The following is a 16,481-nucleotide window of genomic DNA, read 5'->3' on the forward strand; positions in this document are numbered from 1 at the left end:
TTGATACACTAACTATGGTACATAAAAAGATGCGTAGAGTGTTTCAATAAGAAAGGGGTTCATTGAATGAACGAAAAAAAAGTCTTTTCGTATGAATGGGCTGGTCGACCTTTAGTAGTAGAGGTAGGACAGTTAGCAAAACAAGCAAATGGTGCTGCAATGGTTCGCTATGGTGAGACAGCAGTATTAGCAACGGCAACAATGTCAAAACAAGCTAAGGCAACAGATTTCTTCCCGTTAACAGTTAACTATGAAGAACGTTTATATGCAGCAGGGAAAATTCCAGGAGGTTTCATTAAACGCGAAGGTCGTCCATCAGAGACAGCAGTATTAACATCTCGTTTAATTGACCGCCCAATTCGTCCAATGTTCCCAGATGGCTTCCGTAACGAAGTTCAATCGATTTTAATGGTGATGTCAAATGATCAAGATTGCCCAGCAGATGTGACAGCAATGTTTGGTTCGTCATTATCATTAGCGATTTCAGATATTCCATTTGACGGCCCAATCGCGGGTGTGCATATTGGCTATATCGATGGCGAATTCGTAGTAAACCCAACATTAGAGCAATCAGCCAAATCAACAATTCACCTAACAGTAGCGGGGAACAAGGATGCAATCAACATGGTAGAGGCAGGGGCTCTAGAAGTTCCTGAAGAAATTATGTTAGAAGCCATCATGTTTGGTCATGAAGAAATTAAAAAATTAATCGCATTCCAAGAAGAAATCGTAGCAGCAGTTGGTAAAGAGAAAATTGAAGTCGTTCTTTACGAATTAGATGCAAAATTAACAGCAGCTATTAAAGCAGCTTGTGAAGCAGATATGAACGCGGCTATTCAAACAGTGGATAAGCAAGAGCGTCAAGATAATATTACCGCTGTAAAAACACGTATCATTGAATCTTATGAAGCTGAGGAAGCGGATGAAGATACAATGAAGCAAGTACATGCCATCTTAGACAAAATGGTTAAAGATGAAGTACGTCGTTTAATTACAGAAGACAAAATCCGTCCAGATGGTCGTAAACAAGACGAAATCCGTCCGTTATCATCTGAAACAGACCTTTTACCACGTGCACATGGTTCAGCAATGTTCACACGTGGACAAACACAAGCACTTTCAATTACAACATTAGGTGCATTAGGTGATGTTCAAATTATTGATGGACTTGGTGTAGAGGAATCGAAGCGCTTCATGCACCACTATAACTTCCCTGCATTCTCTGTAGGTGAAACAGGTCGTTATGGTAGCCCTGGTCGTCGTGAAATTGGTCACGGTGCGTTAGGTGAACGTGCGATTTTAGCTGTATTACCATCAGAAGAAGAATTCCCATACGCGATTCGTTGTGTAGCGGAAGTATTAGAATCAAATGGTTCTACTTCTCAAGCGTCTATCTGTGCATCAGTCATGTCTCTAATGGCTGCGGGTGTTCCGATTAAAGCCCCAGTTGCAGGGATCGCAATGGGTCTTGTAAAAAAAGGCGACAACTATACTGTATTAACAGATATTCAAGGGATGGAAGATCACCTTGGCGACATGGACTTTAAAGTAGCTGGTACGGCAAAAGGTGTAACAGCGCTTCAAATGGACATTAAAATCGATGGTCTTTCTCGCGATATTTTAGAAGAAGCATTAACACAAGCAAAAATCGGTCGTATGCAAATTTTAGAGCATATGATGACGACTATTTCTGAACCACGTACGTCATTATCAACATACGCACCAAAAATTGTTTCAATCAAAATCAATCCAGATAAAATCCGAGACGTGATCGGGCCTGGTGGTAAGCAAATTAACAAAATCATCGATGAAACAGGCGTTAAGATTGATACAGAGCAAGACGGTACGATCTTCATTGCATCAGCAGATGAAGCAATGATTAATCGCGCGAAAGAAATTATCGAATCGATCGTACGTGAAGCAAAAGTAGGCGAGTACTATATGTCTACAGTAAAACGTATCGAAAAGTTCGGCGCATTCTGTGAAATCTTCCCTGGAAAAGACGGCTTACTACACATTTCAGAAATTCAAGAAGAACGTACGAAAGCGGTAGAAGACGTATTAAAACTTGGTGATCAATTACTTGTAAAATGTATTGAAATCGATAACCAAGGTCGTGTCAACTTATCACGCAAAATCGTAATCAAAGAAGAAAAAGAGCGCGCAGAACAAAACTAATAATCGACAAAGATCATTATTAGCTTTCTGTACCGAATGCAAAGCGATAGGTATAAGCGTAATTGATTTAATATAAAAAGGGAGGTTGTACACTTATGTACAGCCTCTTTTTTAAATAAAGGAGAAGAGTCCATGGTACAAATTATTACAGCTAAAAATGGTGTGCGCATCGTGGCAGAACAGATGTCACATGTGCGCTCATTATCAGTCGGCATATGGGTCAATGCTGGCTCACGCTATGAAACGATTGAAGAAAATGGCATCACGCATTTCATCGAGCATATGCTATTTAAAGGCACAAAAAATCGTACAGCACGTCAAATTGCGGAGGAGTTTGACCGTATAGGTGGCGAAATTAATGCCTTTACATCAAAGGAAAACACCTGCTATTATGCGAAGGTTTTAGACCATCATGGCGAAATGGCGGTCACGATTTTAGCAGATATGTTTTTCAATTCCCTGTTTACCAAAGAAGATATTGAACGTGAACGCCAAGTTGTGCTGGAAGAAATCTATATGAGTGAGGATGATCCCGCGGATGATGTGCATGAAAAGCTGTGGGCAGTCATGTATCCAAACGATGCGCTCGGTCGCCCAATTTTAGGAACACCGGAAACGTTAGCAACTTTTGATGAAGCAATGATTCGCAGCTATATGGCCAAGCATTATAATCCGCAAAATGTGGTCATCTCCATTGCCGGAAATATCGGTGAGGGCTTACTTGAGCAGATTGAGCAGCTGTTTGGTCAATATGAAGCAAGCGAGCAGGCAATTGTTTCAAAGCCATCATTCCCACCATTTACAGCAGGGGAAATAGAAAAAACGCGTGATACAGAGCAAGCGCATATCGCAATTTCGTTCCCGGCAATTAGTGTGAAGGATCCGAAAATGTATAGTTTTATTGCGCTTAATAATATTATTGGCGGCAATATGAGTTCTCGTTTATTCCAAGATGTGCGAGAAGAGCGCGGCCTAGCGTATTCTGTATTCAGCTATCAATCAAGCTATGAAGATGTTGGGGCGTTTACAATTTATGCATCGGCCTCTAAGCAAAATCTAGATGCATTGAAGCAGCAAATTGACCAAACTTTATTTGATGTCGTGATTGGTGGCGTAACAGAAGAAGAGCTTGAAAATGCAAAGGAACAGCTAAAGGGGAGCTTTGTATTAGGCTTAGAAGGTACGGAAGATCATATGAATCGTAATGGGGTGAATGAATTAATACACCAAAATCATCGCACGGTGGATGAAGTATTAACGAAAATTGAGGCCATTTCGATGGAAACGATTGATGAACTAATTACACAAGTGCTTTTAACAGAACCGGCAATTGCGATTATTGGACCGGAAAATGAATGAATAAAAAAACGGTGCTGTCTAAAAAGTCGAAACTTTTTAGACAGTTGCCTCCTCATCTATTAATTATCCGCTTGAGGCGGTGCTTCTGCGGTGGTCAGAATAAATTCTCACCATCCTCGACGCAAAGGGAATGTCCCAGAAATACTTCTCGGACACTCCCTTTTTTATAAATATTCAGCTTGCCCGTAAAGTTCAATCGATGCTTTATACTGTTTATAATAAAGGACCAAACAACTAATTGGCGTAATGAGTGCACCTACATAAACCAAACCCCAATAGGAAAAGATAAAGCATAGAAATGTATGGACAATAAAAATGAACAGTATATAAAAGAATAGATCCGAACCGGAAATGCTGTTGTGATTCGTAGGCTGTTTAAAATGTGCCTTTAATGCACCACCTGTTGTCGCGATGGTAAAAGCAAATATACCAAGCGCGTAGCATAATGCGAATACGGTCATATCTTTATAAAAATAATGATAGCTGATGACAAGGATAACAGGAATCAGCATGCTACTATATAAAAGAATGGTATATAAATAAGCACTTTTCACATACTGTGTGAATGAAATTGGAAATGTGCGAATCAACTTGCTAAATCGCGCATCTATAATATGGGCAATGCACATTGTGGGAATGTAAACCGACAGAATCATCACTAATGAAACGATGTTAATATTGATTACTTCACTTAAATTTAAAAGACTTAATAAAATGGCGAATACGATTAAAAATAAAATGGATTTACTCGAGTAACGAAAGTGAAAGCGTAATAAGGTCGTCATTTATATAAAAGCCCCCTTTTTTCTAGTGTAATCATTGTAAAATAGCTTAAGCTAGCAATGACAAGCATCAAAGCTAAAAAATGAAGACCATAAGCATTAGCAAAAGGAGTTACAGTGTAAAAAGGTAAAATTAAGTGCATGTTTAAAATAACAAAGTAAAAGGCAAGTATTGGTATCCAATTTTGTCTTGCTAACCAAGTATAAAGTGTAATGACAAATAGACAACAGCCGAAAAGAAAGCTCATTTCATGGATTGTAGGAAATAATAGCTCTCTATGAATAAGCGCTGCTAGTAAAGCAGATGCAATTAAGGCATAGCTTACATAGCAAAGGCTAATCCAGCTTAAAAAGGCTAAGTCAGCATGAATGATTGTTTTTCGTGGTAGCGGTGCAATCGTTAATAGTGTTAAATATTTTTTTTGGGACATAAAATATTGAGAGAACAATAAGGGACATGTATACATTACCATCATCAACGTAAAATAAAATGGTTCATCAGTAAAGGCGCCAATGAATAATATGAAAATAGAGCCAAGTGGTACAAACAACACCCAAGCCGATAGTTCCCTCAAAAAATAGCGCGTCAAAAACAACGTCATCCCTTACGCCCCCTCACAAAGAACAGCATCAATTCATCAATGCTCGGTTTTGATAGCTCAATCACTGGACTGACAAATTCACGCTTCACCAAATACTCCACGCCAAATACATAATCGCGCTTGCCGATGATCGCGTGATTTGGAATAACCTTTGCTTCCTCAGATGTGCCTTTCCAAATACCGTAGCCAAATTGTAATTCATCTTTATTTTCATGAAATAAAATTTCTCCTTCATGAATAAAGACAATCGTATCCGCAATTTTTTCTAAATCACTCGTAATATGCGAAGAAATTAAAATCGCGCGCTCCTCCTGCTCCATAAATGTTTGCAAAAGCTCCAGCACCTCATCACGCACAATCGGATCAAGCCCACTTGTCGGTTCATCTAAGAGTAACACTTTTGGCTCATAGGAAAGGGCAACAATGATGCCGAGCTTGGCCTTCATTCCTTTTGACATCTTTTTGATGGCATCATATTTCGGAACATCAAATCGCTCTAATAATTGATAAAAACGATCCGTATTCCAATTGGGATATAATTCGCCATAAAGTGCGTTAATGTCTTTTGCTGTCAAATGCTGTGGAATATGTAGCTCATCAAATACGACACCAATCTGAGCTTTCGTATCAGGGTCGTTTTCTGTCACATTTTTGCCTAAAATAAAAATCTCCCCATCATCTGGTTTTATTAAATTCAACAATAATTTCATTGTTGTCGATTTTCCTGCGCCATTTTGCCCGATAAAACCAGCAATTGTGCCTGCTTCAACATGAAACGATAAATTTTTCAGTTGGAATTTCTTCAGGCGTTTCCACACATTATTCACTTCAATTACATTCATGGCGATTCCTCCAATAGTAAGTCTAGTAGCTCATGCAGCTCATTTTTGTCCATGCTTGCTAATCTTGCAATAGACACTGCTTTTGTTAAATGGACTTCGATTTGACGAATAAGCTCTTCTCGTAAAAAATCTTGATTGCGCTCCGAGACATAGCTGCCTTTGCCGGCAATTGTTTCAATAAAGCCATCACGCTCTAAATCGGCATAGGCACGTTTCGTCGTCATGACGCTTATTTTTAATTCCTTAGCAAGCGCACGGATGGAGGGCAGTGCGTCGCCCGTGACAAGCACACCTGCTAAAATCGCTTGTTTTAATTGGTCGGTAATTTGCTCATAAATGGGCTGGTCGCTATTATTACTTAATTTTATTATCATCAAATCACCCCCCCTGTGTTCAAACTGTATATATACAGTGTATACAGATAGGGAGGGATTGTCTAGGTGAAATTCTGAAAATTCAACCTTCACGCTTATAGGCGAAGGCGCATATAGTATTGGTAGCTCATATAAAGGAGGAGAAGGATGCTGTTATCAGAGCTTGCAGAAAAAGAATTAATTGAAATGGAAAATGGTGTGCGTTATGGCTTTTTGGCGGAAACAGAATGTATATTTGATGCGAAAACAGGAAAAATCATCGGCTTTGAAATGCCCGCACAAATGGTGAAAATACCATTTCAAAAAAAGAAAGGCGGAATGGTGAAATATATTCCGTGGGAGGAAATCCGACTTATAGGGGAAGATCGTATCTTATTTCATAAAACAACATCAACATTAAAGCAGATTGAACGATGAACGAGCGCTGGCTTGTAATAGGAACCGATGAACGTATGAAGTATTTAGCAAAGCAGCTAACAAATGATTCGCGTACGGTATATTACAAAAATCGAGATGCATGGGACGCAGAGCTCAATAAAACCGCTTTAGAATTTCATCCGACACATATTGTGCTACCCATTCAATCGCTTCAGTTAAAGGTCGAGCAGCTTGCAGGCATTAGTCAGGCGCAGATTTTTGTGGGGAGATTGACAGATGAATGGCATGACATATTAAAAAATAAAGAGCTCTATTATTACTTGCAAGATGAAACATTTATTTGGAAAAATGCAGCACTCACTGCGGAAGGTTTATTAGCCTATCTTTATACAAAAAATATCAGTGTGCAGCATAAAAGGATACTCATCACTGGCTTTGGTCGAGTAGGTAAGATGCTCGCATTATTTTTAAATCGTTTGCATGCGCAGGTTATGATAGCTGTTCGTTCGAAGACACAGCAAGCAGAGGCTATTGCCTATGGTTATGAAGGCATTGAACTGAACGAAAAGATGCCTAAAACCGATTTGATGATTAATACAATTCCGACAAAGTGGTTGAATGATACCTATCAACCTTTATTGAGCTGTCCGATTTATGATGTCGCATCTGCACCAGGTTGTTTAGATGAGCTGAAGTTATCTCAATATGAGCTGCTACCAGCATTGCCCGGGAAATTTTTTCCGCAGGCTGCAGCAAGTGTCATGTGTGAGACGGTTTTACGGTTAAGAAAGGAGCACATCAATGCTTGAAGGAAAACGAATCGGATTAGGTATCACAGCATCACATTGTACGTATGAGGATGTTGTACCGAAAATTACAGATTTACGCAATGCGGGAGCAACGGTTGTACCGATTATTACACCGTCCGTGCTACATGCCGCAACACGTTTTGGAACAGGAGAAGAGTGGATTGAAAAAATCGAGGCGCTCGCCGGTGAAAAGGTGGTCAGCTCGATTGCCGAAGCAGAGCCATTCGGGCCGAAAAATCCACTTGATTGTATGGTTATTGCGCCATTAACAGGGAATTCCCTTAGTAAATTTGCCAATGCTTCAACAGATAGTGCGGTATTAATGGCGGCCAAGGCAACACTTCGCAATGGCTCACCCGTTGTCCTCGGTATTTCTACAAATGATGCACTTGGGTTAAACGGTATGAATTTAATGAAATTAATGAATGCCAAAAACATTTTCTTCATTCCATTCGGTCAAGATGATCCAATAAAAAAACCTACGTCCTGTATAGCAGATTTCACAAAAATGCTCGATACTGTCGCATATGCGCTCGCTCATAAAAAACAAATCCAACCTATATTTATACAATATTTTAAATAATCAAATAACCTTACACAATTCAAATAATTTATGTTACAATATCCAACATTATATACATACCGATTAATTATAGGAGAGATGAGATATGAAAAAAAAATTAAATGTGGCAGTAGTTGGTGCAACAGGAGCAGTAGGAACAAAAATAATGGAAAAGTTAGTAGAGCGCAACTTCCCAATCGAATCAATCAAATTTTTAGCTTCGGCTCGTTCTGCTGGAAATCCAATCGAATTTAATGGTGAGCAATATAAAATTGAAGAAGCAACACCAGAAAGCTTTGAAGGTGTAGATGTTGCATTATTCTCTGCTGGGGGCTCTGTATCAGAGGCATTAGCGCCAGAAGCAGCAAAACGTGGGGCAATTGTTATCGATAACACAAGTCACTTCCGTATGGACCCAGAAGTGCCGCTTGTAGTACCAGAAGTAAACCGCCATGCTCTCAAAACAATTCCTAAAGGGATTATTGCAAATCCGAACTGTTCAACAATCCAAATGGTTGCAGCCCTTCAACCAATTCGTGAAAAATTTGGTTTAACAAAAGTCATCGTATCGACATACCAGGCTGTTTCAGGTTCAGGAATTGCAGCAATTGAAGAATTACGTGAGCAAAGCGGACAATGGGAAGCTGGTAAAAATGTAAAGGCCAGCGTATTACCAGTAAAATCAGATGAAAAACATTATCCAATCGCACGTAATGTGATTCCACAAATTGATAAATTCACAGATAACGGCTTTACGTATGAAGAAATGAAAATGATCAATGAAACGAAAAAGATTATGGAAGCACCTGACATGAATGTAGCTGCTACATGTGTACGTGTGCCAGTAGTTTCAGGTCACTCAGAATCTGTATACATCGAGCTAGAGCAAGAAGCAACGGTACAAGAGATCTTTGCTGTGTTAAAAGATGCACCAGGCATTACATTGCAAGATGATATTACACAACAGCTCTACCCAATGCCGATTTTTGCAGAAAACGAAGAAGCAACATTTGTTGGACGTATTCGTCAAGATTTAGATAATAAAAAAGGCTTCCACTTATGGATTGTGTCAGATAACTTGCTAAAAGGTGCTGCACTAAATTCTATTCAAATTGCAGAAGCGATGTTAGAGGATAACTTACTATAAGAGGGGGATTTACTCATGGATTTTGGACGAATTGGTACAGCGATGATTACGCCATTTAAAAAAGATGGCACGATCAATTATCCTGAACTTGAGCGTATTATTAATCATTTAATTGATAATGGGACAGATTGCATTATTGCATGTGGTACAACGTCAGAAAACCCGACCATGTCAACCGAAGAAAAAATTGAAATTGTCCGCTTCACTGTTGAAAAAGTAGCAGGTCGTGTGCCGGTGATTGCCGGTACAGGAGATAATGAAACAGCTTATTCAATTATGATGACCCACAAAGCAGAAGAAAACGGTGCAGATGGGATTATGCTTGTAACACCGTATTATAATAAACCAAATCAGCGCGGTATGTATGCCCACTTTGAAACGATTGCGAAAGTTACGCAACTGCCTGTTATGTTATACAATGTACCTGGTCGAACAGGTGCCAATATTTTGGCTGAAACAACGATTGCATTAAGTCGAGATGTGGATAATATTACATGCATTAAAGAAGCGAGCGGTAATTTAGACCAAATGGGAGATATTATCGAAAACGTCGAGCCAGATTTTCACGTCTACTCAGGCGATGATGGCTTAACATTACCGTTACTTGCGATTGGTGGTCGTGGTATTATTTCGGTAGCATCTCATATCGTCGGAAAAGATATGCAGCAAATGATTCGTGCCTTTGAAGAAGGTCGTCATCAAGAGGCCGCGCAAATTCACAGAGCGTTATTACCACTTGTACGTGCGCTATTTGCACAGCCAAATCCATCGCCAATTAAATACGCGATGACAAAACTAGGCTTTGATACATTAGATGTACGTATGCCAATGATGGAAATGCTACCAGAGGAAAAGGCGGCATTCGATCAAATTTGGAATACTTATCAAGCAAAAGCCGAGAAGTTCCGCGCATTACAAAATAACTAATAGAAACAACCACCACTCTAAAATTGAGCTGGTGGTTGTTTTGCATTTTGATTGGATTATCTATTCCCATTAGAAATATCATTTTTTTATTTGTACTAACGCCATTTCCACCGTATAATGAAATCTAAGTGGTTGCTGTTCGGAACATTTTTAGGAGGAAACAAAGTGACAAAGACAAAAAACGAGTTAATCCGTGTCATCCCGCTTGGCGGCGTTGGTGAGATCGGAAAATCAATGTATGTAATTGAAATCGACGAAGAGCTTTTCGTAGTAGACAGTGGGTTAATGTTCCCAGAGGACGAAATGCTAGGAATCGATATCGTTATTCCAGATATTACGTATTTAGAAGAAAATAAAGAACGTGTAAAGGGGATTTTCTTAACGCACGGACATGAGGATGCAATTGGTTCGATCGCCTATGTATTAAAGAAAGTAAAGGCACCTGTATACGGTTCGAAATTATCAATCGCACTCGCAAAAGAACATTTAAAGGAATTACCAGCACCTTACCAAGTGAAGTTCTTCGAGGTAACGAGCAATAGTCGTATGAACTTCAACTCAACGTATGTGACATTTTTCCACACAACACATAGTATTCCAGATTCACTAGGGATTGTGTTCCATACATCTGAAGGGGCAATTGTTCATACGGGTGAATTTAAATTTGACCAAGCGGCGAAAGGCAAGTTCAAGCCGGATTTAGCAAAAATGGCGATGCTAGGTGAAGAAGGCGTATTTATGCTACTTTCGGAGTCAATTGAAGCAGATCGCCCAGGCTATACGACGAGTGAAGCAGTTATCGCAGAAGAATTACAAAAAACATTCCATACAGCACCGGGCCGTATTATTGTAGCACTTTATGCATCAAACTTTATTCGTATTCAACAAGTATTCACACAAGCAGCCGATTCATACCGTAAAGTAGCGGTAGTTGGAAAGTCATTAGAAAAAATAGTTGATATTGGTGTAAATTTAGGTTACCTAGAGATTGATGAAGATACGATTATTCCAGTGAACGAAATTAGTAAATATGAAGATGATGAAATTATAATTATGGCAACAGGTAATAAAGGTGAACCACTTGATGCGCTTGACAAAATCGTGCGCAAACACCACCGTGATGTCAAAATTAAAAATACAGATACTGTATTAATTACATTCACACCATCTCCATCGATGGAAGTACAAATGTATAATACGATGAACCAATTAGCAAAAGCAGGAGCGCATGTCTTAACATCAAACAAAAAAGTACATGTGTCGGGTCATGGTAGTGCAGAAGATTTAAAATTAATGTTAAACTTCATGAAGCCAAAGTATTTTGTGCCGATTCAAGGCGAATACCGCATGTTAATTGCGCACTCCAAATTAGCACAAGAAGTAGGGCTACAAAAGTCGCAAATCTTCATCGCAGATAAGGGCGATATTATCGAATACAAAAATGGCAAAATGCGCATGACGGGTCGTGTACAAGCCGGTAATGTCTTAATCGATGGAATCGGTATTGGGGATGTTGGCAACATCGTATTACGTGATCGTAAATTATTATCACAGGATGGTATTTTCATTGTTGTCGTAACGTTAAACCGTGCACAAAAGAAAATTGCGTCAGGTCCAGAAATTTTATCGCGCGGCTTCGTCTATGTACGTGAGTCAGAGCAGCTAATGGAAGAGGCATCAGATATTGCGCGCCAGGTAATTGAAAAATACGTGGGCAAAGAAACGTTCGAATGGACAAACATTAAGCAAGAAATTCGCGACACATTAAATCAATATTTATTCCAAAAAACAAAGCGTCGTCCAATGATTATTCCGATTATTATGGAATACTAGGAATCGCAAAAATTGAAAAGGGTTTTCTTACAGCCGTGTGAGAAAGCCCTTTTTGTAACTATGAAAGCAGTAAAGAAGTAGGTGAACAAACCAATGGCACGACAAGCAAAAGCGGGGAAAGCGAAAGCAAAATCAAAAAATAAGCCAACATTAAAGGCAAAGGGTAAAAAAGAGCTACATCCGCTCGCATATGAAATTATCGGGCTCGTGTTAATCGCGCTCGCTATCATTGAGTTTTTAGAATTCGGACTAGTCGGGAGATGGCTGCATTCGATTGCGATGTTTTTCTTTGGCAATCTGCATTTTATTATTCCGCTATTAGCTTTTATTATTTCGGGTATGCTAATGGTCAAACGTCGTGGCGTTGCCTTTACAACACGAATCATTTATGGTGTGTTATTTGTCGGGATGAGTTTAACCATTTTTAGTCATAGCATGTTATTTGAGCAATTGCATAATACGAATGCTTTATTATCGAATTCCGTATTAAAAGAAACATGGCGTATTTTAATTAGTACAGATGGCATCATCAATCGCAGCAATGCACTAGGTGGCGGTATGATTGGTGGACTATTATTTAGTATTTTACATGTGTTGTTTGATGCAGGTGGTGCCAAAATTGCCGCCTTTGTTCTACTGGCAATTGGTGTGATTTTAATTACAGGGAAAGCATTTGTCCCGATTTTAGTAGAAAAAGCCCCTGCTGTAAAAGGGAAGGTGAAATTACCAAAGCGCCGAGCTAAAGAGCCACCACAGGAATCGAAAAAAAGAGCGCGTCGCCCGCAACAAGAGGTAGAAGAAGAAACGTTCGAGCCAGATTATGAAGAACTTGTGATTACAGCAGCAAATCACGAACCAGCCTATGTTTCGCCTGCTACTGAGGAAAATCAGTCACCACCCGTCATGGAGCAAGAGGAGGTTGAGATACCAGCACTTGTACAGGATCCTGCCCCAACTCAGCAAGCCTATAAATTACCGTCGATTCAATTATTGAATGCCCCACCACAGCATGACCAAAGTGGGGAGTATTCTATTATTCAAACGAATGCCAAAAAGCTGGAGCAAACGTTCGCAAGCTTTGGTGTAAAAGCCAAAGTGACACAGGCGCATTTAGGACCGGCTGTTACGAAATACGAGGTCATGCCAGATACGGGCGTGAAGGTAAGTAAAATTGTTGGCCTGCAAGATGATTTAGCATTGGCGCTTGCTGCAAAGGATATTCGAATTGAAGCACCCATCCCAGGGAAGTCGGCAGTGGGGATTGAAGTGCCAAATGGAGAAATTGCGATGGTCACATTACGTGAAGTCATCGAAGCGAATGAACAGGTTAAGCCTAATTCGAAACTTTTTGTTAGTCTCGGACGTGATGTAACAGGGCAAGCCATTTCAGCGGAATTAAACCGAATGCCACACTTACTCGTTGCAGGTTCGACCGGAAGTGGGAAAAGTGTCTGTATTAATGGCATCATTGTGTCATTGTTAATGCGTAGTACACCGAGTGAAGTGCGCCTCATGATGATTGACCCTAAAATGGTAGAGCTGAGTGTCTATAACGGAATTCCTCATTTATTAGCGCCTGTTGTGACGGATGCGAGAAAAGCAGCACAGGCTTTACAAAAGGTAGTAGCCGAAATGGAGCGCCGCTATGATTTGTTTTCAACTTCTGGCACGCGTAATATTGAAGGCTATAATGAATATATTTTGCGCCATAATATAGAAACAGGTGAGGAACAACCGAAGCTACCGTTTATCGTTGTGATTGTGGATGAGTTAGCGGATTTAATGATGGTTGCTTCACATGAGGTGGAAGATGCGATTACACGTTTAGCGCAAATGGCACGTGCTGCAGGGATTCATTTGATTATTGCGACACAGCGTCCATCGGTAGACGTCATTACCGGCATTATTAAAGCAAATATTCCGTCCCGTATTGCCTTTGCTGTATCATCTGCTGTTGATTCGCGTACCATTTTAGATATGGGTGGTGCCGAGCGCTTGTTAGGGCGTGGCGATATGCTTTATTTACCAGCTGGTGCATCCAAACCCGTTCGCGTACAAGGTGCGTTTGTAAGTGATCAAGAAGTGGAAAAGGTCATTGACAGTGTAGTAGAACAACAAAAGGCACAATACGAGGAGGCCATGATTCCAACTGATGAACCAGTAGCAAATGAATTAGATGATACAGATGAGCTTTATGAGGAAGCAGTGCAGCTTGTATTAGAGATGCAAACCGCATCTGTGTCATTATTACAGCGTCGATTCCGTATAGGCTATTCTCGGGCTGCGCGAATCGTGGATCAAATGGAAGCACGTGGCGTAGTCGGACCTTCTGAAGGAAGTAAACCAAGACAAGTGTTAGGAAATCGTTATAATTGAGTAATAAATTAAATAAAAATAGTTTTCTGAAATTGATTATTTCTATGTGTTTTCCAATAATTTAGCTCAATATTTCCTTTAACATGACACAATTCTAGAAATATGTTTTCTTTTTGGGTGTAAAGTGTTATATTATTTACGAATTAGTAGGAATGTTGTACATCAGATGTCTGATCTCTATGTTATGGTGGTGATATTAAGTGTCCATTAAAGCTGATCATCGTCATTTATACTTACAAGTGATTGATCGTTTGAAATCGGATATTGATAAAGGGGTTTATCGTGAGAACGAAAAATTACCGTCAGAGTTCGAGCTTTCAAAAACGCTTGGTGTAAGTCGTGCAACGCTTCGTGAAGCACTTCGACTATTGGAAGAAGAAAACATCATCGTAAGACGCCATGGTGTCGGCACATTTGTAAATCCAAAACCATTATTTACTTCTGGTATTGAGCATTTATCAAGTATATCTTCTATGATTGAAAATGCGGGCATGCAACCTGGTGCGATTTTCATTAGCTCCAAGGAAGAAAAGGCAACAGAAGATGATGTGGAACGCTTCCAAACTGACATTGATGACAATGTTATCACGATTGAACGTGTAAGAACGGCAGATAATGAGCCGGTCGTTTACTGTGTAGACAGAGTACCAGCGAATCTTTTGCCCAAAGAATTTTTAAACAATCAAAATGTTTCAATTTTTTCGGCTTTAGAGCAAACAGGCAATATTCGTGTTGCGTATGCAGTCACTTATATTGATCCAGTGGGCTTCCATGACGAAGTTTCTCCAATTTTGAAATGTGGTCCAGAAACGGCTCTACTTGTTTTGAAACAGCTACACTACGATGAAAATGATCGTGTAGTGCTTTACTCGAAAAATTATTTCAGAGCTGATAAATTCAGCTTCCATGTAGTACGTAAACGGGTGTAGAACAATTTTTTTAGATATTCCTGCTAATATCATCAATTAATTACCTTTGAGGGGGACTCATTTATGAAAAAGCGTAAATTTGGTTTATTAATTTCTTCAGTAGTTGCAACTGGTGCAATCTTAGCTGCTTGTGGTAGCGACGAAGGCAAAGATAAAGAAACAGAAACAAGCACTGGTGCTGGTAACGAAGGCGATACTTTCTCAATTGCCATGGTAACAGATGTTGGTGGCGTTGACGACAAATCATTCAACCAATCAGCTTGGGAAGGCGTTCAAAAATTCGGTACTGACAACGGCTTATCTAAAGGTGATGGCGGCTTCGATTACTTACAATCTCAATCAGACGCTGACTACAACACAAACTTAAACAACTTAATCCGTCGTGACTTCGACTTAGTATTCGGTGTTGGTTTCATGATGGCAGATGCAATGGGTGAAGTTGCTGGCGAAAATCCAGATGCACAATTAGCATTAATTGACTCAGCAGATGTAACAGCTCCAAACTTAGTAAACATCCTTTTCAAAGAGCAAGAGGGTGCATTCTTAGCGGGTGTTGTTGCTGCTGAAATGTCTCAAACAGGTAAAATTGGTTTCGTAGGTGGCGTGGATATCCCAGTTATTAACCGCTTCCATGCTGGTTTCGTTGAAGGTGCAAAAGCAGTAAATCCTGATATTGAAATCCAAGTAAACTACACAGGCGCATTCGATGACGCTTCTAAAGGTAAAATCGCTGCGAACTCTATGTACTCTTCAGGCGTAGATATTATTTTCCACGCTGCTGGTGGTACGGGTAACGGTGTATTCTCAGAAGCAAAAGAGCGTAAAGCAAAAGATCCTAATGCAAACGTATGGGTAATTGGTGTAGATGCTGACCAATATGCGGAAGGTCAAGTGGATGATGCAACAAACATCACATTAACTTCTATGTTAAAAGGCGTAAACAACGCAGTAGTTGACGTAGCGACAAAAGCAAAAGAAGGTAACTTCCCAGGTGGCGAAACAATCGTTTACGGCTTAGCTGAAGATGGTGTTGGTTTAGCAGATTCTCGTGGTGCGATTCCACAAGAAGTATTAGATAAAGTAGAAGAATACAAAGAAAAAATTGCTTCAGGCGAAATTACAGTTTCAGAAGAAAAACCTAAAAAATAATTCTTTTGATTATTGAAGGGAATCATCATAGGTGGCAAGCGTCGCCTATGATGATTTTGTGATTTAATGGGTGATTCTTAAAATTCTGAAAAAAGTGCTATTTGGATAGGGCATGCTGTTTATAAGATTGATAGACGAAAATGTAAGCGTTCTATTTTAAAGGGAATGTTCAATTTTACTCGAATAATACTAAATTAATAGATAAAAGGTTTTTCAGATGTGGACTTTCTTAGG

At 39.7% G+C, this 16,481-nt stretch carries 15 protein-coding genes; 11 read left to right on the forward strand and 4 right to left on the reverse strand.

Translation table 11 applies throughout. The features are described from left to right. Positions 1–66 precede the first annotated feature (66 nt). Positions 67–2,178, forward strand: coding sequence for a polyribonucleotide nucleotidyltransferase (gene pnp, locus MKX47_RS04970; RefSeq protein ID WP_340771793.1), 2,112 nt, complete (start codon positions 67–69; stop codon positions 2,176–2,178). Positions 2,179–2,310: 132 nt separating this feature from the next. Next, positions 2,311–3,537, forward strand: a complete 1,227-nt coding sequence (locus MKX47_RS04975; protein ID WP_340771794.1) for a M16 family metallopeptidase — start codon at positions 2,311–2,313, stop codon at positions 3,535–3,537. Between the two features lie 164 nt (positions 3,538–3,701). Here MKX47_RS04975 and MKX47_RS04980 read toward each other — a convergent pair whose 3' ends face one another. The 4 genes from MKX47_RS04980 to MKX47_RS04995 are packed head-to-tail and all read right to left on the reverse strand — an operon-like array spanning position 3,702 to position 6,137. Continuing rightward, a complete protein-coding gene (locus tag MKX47_RS04980) occupies positions 3,702–4,322 on the reverse strand; it encodes a hypothetical protein (protein WP_340771796.1) in 621 nt (206 codons plus the stop codon). Beyond that, a complete protein-coding gene (locus tag MKX47_RS04985; RefSeq protein ID WP_340771798.1) occupies positions 4,319–4,921 on the reverse strand; it encodes a hypothetical protein in 603 nt (200 codons plus the stop codon). The genes MKX47_RS04980 and MKX47_RS04985 overlap by 4 nt, the downstream gene beginning before the upstream one ends. Next, the gene (locus MKX47_RS04990; protein WP_340771800.1) at positions 4,918–5,763 is read right to left on the reverse strand and encodes an ABC transporter ATP-binding protein; all 846 of its coding nucleotides are present in this window, start codon (positions 5,761–5,763) and stop codon (positions 4,918–4,920) included. Before MKX47_RS04990 ends, MKX47_RS04985 begins: the two co-directional genes overlap by 4 nt. Continuing rightward, positions 5,760–6,137 carry a GntR family transcriptional regulator gene (locus MKX47_RS04995; RefSeq protein WP_340771802.1) on the reverse strand — a complete coding sequence of 126 codons (378 nt, stop codon included), beginning with the start codon at positions 6,135–6,137 and terminating at the stop codon, positions 5,760–5,762. The genes MKX47_RS04990 and MKX47_RS04995 overlap by 4 nt, the downstream gene beginning before the upstream one ends. Before the next feature lie 147 nt (positions 6,138–6,284). On the opposite strand from MKX47_RS04995, the gene MKX47_RS05000 reads away from it, so the two are divergent. The 9 genes from MKX47_RS05000 (at position 6,285) to MKX47_RS05040 (ending at position 16,247) form a co-directional block, all read left to right on the forward strand. Further along, the gene (locus MKX47_RS05000; RefSeq protein WP_340771804.1) at positions 6,285–6,554 is read left to right on the forward strand and encodes a YlmC/YmxH family sporulation protein; all 270 of its coding nucleotides are present in this window, start codon (positions 6,285–6,287) and stop codon (positions 6,552–6,554) included. Then, positions 6,551–7,324, forward strand: coding sequence for an NAD(P)-dependent oxidoreductase (locus tag MKX47_RS05005; RefSeq protein WP_340771806.1), 774 nt, complete (start codon positions 6,551–6,553; stop codon positions 7,322–7,324). Before MKX47_RS05000 ends, MKX47_RS05005 begins: the two co-directional genes overlap by 4 nt. Next, complete coding sequence (locus MKX47_RS05010; RefSeq protein WP_340771809.1) at positions 7,317–7,907, forward strand: dipicolinate synthase subunit B; 591 nt, start codon at positions 7,317–7,319, stop codon at positions 7,905–7,907. Before MKX47_RS05005 ends, MKX47_RS05010 begins: the two co-directional genes overlap by 8 nt. A gap of 85 nt (positions 7,908–7,992) precedes the next feature. Then, positions 7,993–9,033, forward strand: a complete 1,041-nt coding sequence (locus MKX47_RS05015) for an aspartate-semialdehyde dehydrogenase (RefSeq protein WP_340771811.1) — start codon at positions 7,993–7,995, stop codon at positions 9,031–9,033. A gap of 15 nt (positions 9,034–9,048) precedes the next feature. Further along, positions 9,049–9,960: a 4-hydroxy-tetrahydrodipicolinate synthase gene (gene dapA, locus MKX47_RS05020; RefSeq protein WP_340771814.1), complete on the forward strand. Its 912-nt coding sequence runs from the start codon at positions 9,049–9,051 to the stop codon at positions 9,958–9,960. Positions 9,961–10,125: 165 nt separating this feature from the next. After that, positions 10,126–11,793, forward strand: coding sequence for a ribonuclease J (locus tag MKX47_RS05025; protein ID WP_340771816.1), 1,668 nt, complete (start codon positions 10,126–10,128; stop codon positions 11,791–11,793). A gap of 93 nt (positions 11,794–11,886) precedes the next feature. Beyond that, the gene (locus MKX47_RS05030; RefSeq protein ID WP_340771819.1) at positions 11,887–14,169 is read left to right on the forward strand and encodes an FtsK/SpoIIIE family DNA translocase; all 2,283 of its coding nucleotides are present in this window, start codon (positions 11,887–11,889) and stop codon (positions 14,167–14,169) included. A 200-nt stretch (positions 14,170–14,369) separates the two neighbouring features. Then, complete coding sequence (locus MKX47_RS05035) at positions 14,370–15,098, forward strand: GntR family transcriptional regulator (RefSeq protein ID WP_340771822.1); 729 nt, start codon at positions 14,370–14,372, stop codon at positions 15,096–15,098. Positions 15,099–15,161: 63 nt separating this feature from the next. Beyond that, on the forward strand, positions 15,162–16,247 hold the full coding sequence (locus tag MKX47_RS05040) for a BMP family lipoprotein (protein WP_340771824.1): 1,086 nt from the start codon (positions 15,162–15,164) through the stop codon (positions 16,245–16,247). Positions 16,248–16,481: the final 234 nt, after the last annotated feature.

This window comes from Solibacillus sp. FSL R7-0668 (assembly GCF_038006205.1).
GTDB lineage: Bacteria > Bacillota > Bacilli > Bacillales_A > Planococcaceae > Solibacillus.